Genomic DNA, 5236 nt, shown 5'->3' on the forward strand with positions numbered 1-5236 from the left:
GTTCGACTGCTTCTAATTTTTCCTTTATATCAAGTACTTTTAGTCTTAATAGGATTTGTTTTTGGACAATTTAAATTCTTTTGGGCATTTGAGAAAAAAATGCTAAAAAGAATGGGGTTTGGATTTCTATTTAAAGAATAAAAAAACGCCTCAATTACTGGGCGTTTTTGCTTTTTATTAAATAATTGTAAATCCAAGTCAATGTAAATGACGGAATAAAATCAGAAAATGGTAATATCTCTTCCAGAAAAGTAAATACTCCTCCCACCTTCCCTACGGTTCCTTTGTACATCATTGTCATCAGATAACCTGCGATAGGAGCCCAAACAACATCAGAGAATTCTCCGATGAAAGGAACAGTAAACGACAACATTCCTATTGCATCGAATAGTATTCCCAGAATAAGATTTCTTTTTTTATTATCCGTTCTATCTATTGGTATTGCTTCCATATTTTATTAAATTTCTTTTGATTAAAATACACAAATCTAATGCCAATTATTTTTTGAGTTTATCTTTATACACTTTTTGCAATTTTTCAATTTTTGGTGTAATAATATAACTGCAATACCCTTGCACTTTATTTTGGTTGTAATAATTTTGATGATAGTCTTCTGCTTCGTAGAATTTTGACGCCGCTGAAATCTTTGTTACTATTGGTTTCCCAAAAGTATTTTCTTTAATCATCAAAGCGATGTATTCTTCTGCTAATCGCTTTTGCGCTTCGTTATTATAAAAAATTTCACTTCTGTATTGTGTACCAATATCATTTCCTTGACGATTTAATGTCGTTGGATCATGTGTTGCAAAAAATATTTCCAGTAATTCTCCAAAGGCTATGATATTTGGATCAAAAGTGATTTGAATTGCTTCCGCATGACCAGTATCACCATTGCAAATGTCCTTATATGTTGGATTAATTGTTTTTCCTCCTATATATCCGGAAACTACTTTATTTACTCCATTTAATTCTAAAAAAACGGCTTCGGTACACCAAAAACAACCTCCGGCAAACGTAGCAACTTCTAATTCGTTTTGTAATTCCATATTTATAGTTTTTCTAATTTTTCACAAAAAGACTCTGTTGTCTCCCTTTGGATAAAAAAAGTTTAAAAATCAAATTTAGCCTAATAATTGAAACTGATTATTCCATATTAACTAAAGTTTATAATTTGTCGAAAGGAAATATCTATTGCATCCACTTAATAATCACTAAAATCTTTGTTTCTTTGTGAAAATAGTTTCAAAATGATACATGCCAAAAATTTGCATAAATATTACGATCAACTTCATGTCTTGAAAGGGGTTGACTTACACATAAAAAAAGGAGAAATTGTTTCTATCGTGGGTGCTTCGGGAGCGGGAAAAACGACGCTATTGCAAATTCTTGGAACGCTCGACAAACCTACAGTTGAAAATGAAATAGAATTACGAATCAATGATGAAGATATTCTGACGATGAATGATAAAACTTTGTCCAAATTCAGAAACTTAAATTTAGGTTTCATCTTCCAATTTCATCAATTACTTCCTGAATTTACGGCACTGGAAAACGTTTGTATTCCTGCATTCATTGCCAATAAATCCAAACAAGAAACGGAGATTGAAGCTGAAAAGCTGTTAACCTATCTTGGTCTTTCTCATCGAATGAATCACAAACCTAACGAGCTTTCAGGAGGAGAACAACAACGCGTTGCTGTTGCAAGAGCACTGATCAACAAACCAGCAATCATTTTTGCCGATGAGCCTTCGGGAAATTTAGATACTGCATCTGCGGAGAATCTACATCAGCTATTTTTTAAATTAAGAGATGAATTAGGGCAAACTTTTGTGATCGTGACTCATAACGAGGAATTAGCAAATATGGCCGACCGGAAACTAATAATGGTAGACGGATTGATTAGTAATTAGAAAGTTTAAAATTTCAGGTTTAAAGTTTATTTGAAACAAGAACCGTTTTAAGCCTTAAACTTGACACAAAAAAAATGAATCCTTCTGAACTAAAAGATTTTCTGGACGAAAAAGTCATTCAATACAATAATTTTGATTTCATAGAGAGTGATCCAGTACAAATTCCGCATTTGTTTTCTATAAAGGAAGACATTGAGATTGCCGGTTTTCTTAGCGCAACAATAGCCTGGGGAAATCGCAAAATGATTATCAAAAATTCACATCGAATGATGGATTTGATGGGAAATGCACCTTATGATTTTGTTATGTCACATACCGAAAATGATTTGCAACGACTAGAAACTTTCGTTCATAGAACTTTTAACGGACAGGATTTTGCCAGTTTTATTAGAAGTTTAAAACATATTTATAAAGTTCATGGAGGTTTAGAAACTGTTTTCACCCAAGATCAATCTCAAGGAATTGCGACAGCATCAACCCAAAGAGGTATTCATGAATTCAAAAAAATATTCTTTGAAATCCCACATCAGTACAGAACGCAAAAACATATTTCAGACCCTTTGAGTAATTCGGCCGCTAAACGAATTAACATGTACTTAAGGTGGATGATTCGGCAAGACAATAAAGGCGTTGATTTAGGAATTTGGAAAAGCATCTCTCCTGCTGCTTTATCCTGTCCTCTGGATGTTCATTCCGGAAATGTTGCTCGAAAATTAGGTCTGCTGACCAGAAAACAAAACGACGGTAAAGCGCTAGCAGAATTGGATTTACAACTAAGAATATTAGATTCTGCTGACCCTGTTAAATACGATTTTGCTTTATTTGGATTAGGCGTATTTGAAGGGTTTTAACACATAATAATAGTTAATGTCTGTAATTATGTATACATTTGCCCCCCTACTAGTTGAGTGATTTTTTTTGATTTTAAAGATCTGGAAGTTACTATTTGACTATTTAAATAAATGCCCCTAAAGAATGAGAACCTACTTAAGTATTTCTAATAGAAACAGTAATTGTTTTACAAATGAAATAACGTCTAAAATAAATAGTAATAATCGTTGGATTATTTTATTTAACAAGGCTCTTCGTACCACAAATACAAGAACACTATTTTTTTATTTCACAGCACCCTTTCTTTTTATTTTAATTCTACGTAGTCAGCTTCAATTGCTAATCAACAGCTACAAAACTGGAAAAGAAATTATCGCAGTCCCTACTAACACTGCAGAAAAAAAAACCAACCAATACATTCAAAATATTAGTATACAAATTAGATCTTTAAAAAAAAGTATCTGTCAAGAAAATAATTTAAACAGCTATAATTTCATAAAAGGAATTTATTTTTCCGGATCAATAGCTCTCGAAAGTTTTGCACATCATACTTATTTAAAAAAAACATTTTTGTAAAACCAATATAGATGCTATTACGTAGATAATATGGATGGAGCAATTTAAAAATTTAAAATCAAAATTTAGCTATGAGGCGAAACTAAAAAGTGTCTGTTTTAAATTTTAATAATTAAAAAATATACATTCAATCAATGTCCTCCGCATTACAATTGGAAAAATTACAAAAAAAAATAGGCGTACAGTTTGCAACGTCTGACTCAATAATTACAATTTTTATGTTAGCAGCTATAGAAAGAATATCATTACACAATAAGTAAATATGAAAAAAATTGTACTCGCAGAAGATAATTCAATGCTTTCGATGTTACTTAAATTTAGATTAGAAAAAGAGGGATATACACTTCTTATAGCAGAAAATGGAAAAGAAACAATTGAATTAATTGAAGAACATAATCCAGAATTAATATTAACTGACATTATGATGCCTTATATAAGCGGACTAGAAGTCATAAGTCATGTTAGAAACAAATTAAACAATCAAACGCCTATCATTGTGTTTTCAGCGTCTGGACAGGAAGAAATAGTACTTAAAGCGTTCAAATTAGGAGCCACAGATTTCATGAGCAAACCTTTTAGTCCTAATGAATTAGTCAATAGGGTAAAAAAGATTTTACGCTAATATTTAAAATATAAAAGTCCCCTTAAATAATATGTTAGAATATAACTATTTTATTGAAAATTTTGAAAAATCTCCTTTAATAATCCAAGTAGTTTGGGCCTTTATTATGACAATAATTTTTTTTATTATTATCATAACCATATATCTGAAATACCTAAGGAGCTTTCTAAGAGCAAATGAAAAATTAAAAAATAAAATAGAAAAAGAATATGAAACTTTGGTAATAAATTATTTGTATGCTGGAGATGAAACAGATAAAATCAGTTCCGAGCAACAATCAATTATTGACCAATTAAAAGTAAATATCTCTGAAACGTTCAGAAGAAATATTTTAATCTCGACATTACTAAAATTAAGTTATGAAATCTCCGGAGAAATGGCTGAATCTCTTCATAGATTATACATTCAAACCGGACTTTTAGATTATTCTTTATCTAAATTAAAAAGTAGAAAATGGAATATTATAGCTGACGGAATTAGAGAACTTACACTTTTTCATGTAAAAGAAGTTCAAGGCCAGGTTAAAGTCCATATAAACCATCCCAAAACAGAAGTGCGTAGTGCTATGCAATTGTACTTAGTCAATCTATTTCATTTTGAAGGCCTTGATTTTTTAAATAACATTACAACCCCAATATCTGAATGGGATCAGATTCAATTATTAGAAGTACTTAAATTACACAGTAATCAACGGGTTACAAGCATCAATTTATGGTTAAAATCATCTAATGAATCAGTTGTGTTTTTCGCATTAAAACTTGCAAAAATCTACAATCAATATGGCGTCAAAGATGAATTAATAGCACTTTTGGACCATAAAAATATAAAAATAAGAATTGAGGTCATTCACCTTTTAAGCTATTTAAATATTATTGATGCAAAAACAATTTTAAAAAATAAATTTAAAAAACTTACTTTAGAAGGACAAATTGCTTTTTTTGAGATGATGGAAAATCTATATGAAATGACAGATAAACCCTTTGTAATGGAACATATTCTCAATACAAATTTTGAAATCAAATTCTCAGCGCTAAAAATTTTAAGAAACTTAAATATTGAAGAGTTTAACCGTTTTAAGAATTTGACAGTAGAACCTGAATTTGTTAGAATTGTAAAATATATAGAATCAAATTAACTCCTTTTTAAATACCAAACATGACGTTTCTTATTCATTTTTTATTTTTTCTGTACAGTTTTATGATTATAAGTTCCTATATTATATTAGGTATTATATCTGTATTTGAAACTGTTGAGTATATGAAAAAAAATAAATTTGTTAACTACAATAAAATATTAT

Annotated in this window: 7 protein-coding genes; 5 read left to right on the plus strand and 2 right to left on the minus strand. The window is 30.0% G+C overall.

What is annotated here, in order from left to right; all coding sequences use genetic code 11:
• Positions 1-141: DUF6787 family protein (locus ACH2BP_RS03825; protein WP_395057185.1), on the plus strand; the 141-nt coding region annotated here is incomplete at its 5' end.
• Positions 142-154: 13 nt separating this feature from the next.
• On the opposite strand, the gene ACH2BP_RS03830 is transcribed toward ACH2BP_RS03825, so the two are convergent.
• Both ACH2BP_RS03830 and msrA read right to left on the minus strand, forming a co-directional pair.
• Complete coding sequence (locus ACH2BP_RS03830; protein ID WP_073207875.1) at positions 155-451, minus strand: hypothetical protein; 297 nt, start codon at positions 449-451, stop codon at positions 155-157.
• A 46-nt stretch (positions 452-497) separates the two neighbouring features.
• Positions 498-1046 (minus strand): peptide-methionine (S)-S-oxide reductase MsrA, encoded by a 549-nt coding sequence (gene msrA / locus ACH2BP_RS03835; RefSeq protein ID WP_395057176.1) that lies wholly within the window; start codon positions 1044-1046, stop codon positions 498-500.
• A gap of 201 nt (positions 1047-1247) precedes the next feature.
• On the opposite strand from msrA, the gene ACH2BP_RS03840 reads away from it, so the two are divergent.
• The 4 genes from ACH2BP_RS03840 (at position 1248) to ACH2BP_RS03855 (ending at position 5074) form a co-directional block, all read left to right on the plus strand.
• Complete coding sequence (locus ACH2BP_RS03840) at positions 1248-1910, plus strand: ABC transporter ATP-binding protein (RefSeq protein WP_395057178.1); 663 nt, start codon at positions 1248-1250, stop codon at positions 1908-1910.
• A gap of 74 nt (positions 1911-1984) precedes the next feature.
• A complete protein-coding gene (locus ACH2BP_RS03845; RefSeq protein ID WP_395057180.1) occupies positions 1985-2761 on the plus strand; it encodes a TIGR02757 family protein in 777 nt (258 codons plus the stop codon).
• An 818-nt stretch (positions 2762-3579) separates the two neighbouring features.
• Positions 3580-3939, plus strand: a complete 360-nt coding sequence (locus tag ACH2BP_RS03850) for a response regulator transcription factor (protein WP_073207859.1) — start codon at positions 3580-3582, stop codon at positions 3937-3939.
• A gap of 31 nt (positions 3940-3970) precedes the next feature.
• Positions 3971-5074, plus strand: coding sequence for a hypothetical protein (locus ACH2BP_RS03855; RefSeq protein WP_395057183.1), 1104 nt, complete (start codon positions 3971-3973; stop codon positions 5072-5074).
• Positions 5075-5236: the final 162 nt, after the last annotated feature.

Source organism: Flavobacterium sp. (assembly GCF_043756175.1).
Taxonomy (GTDB): Bacteria; Bacteroidota; Bacteroidia; order Flavobacteriales; family Flavobacteriaceae; genus Flavobacterium.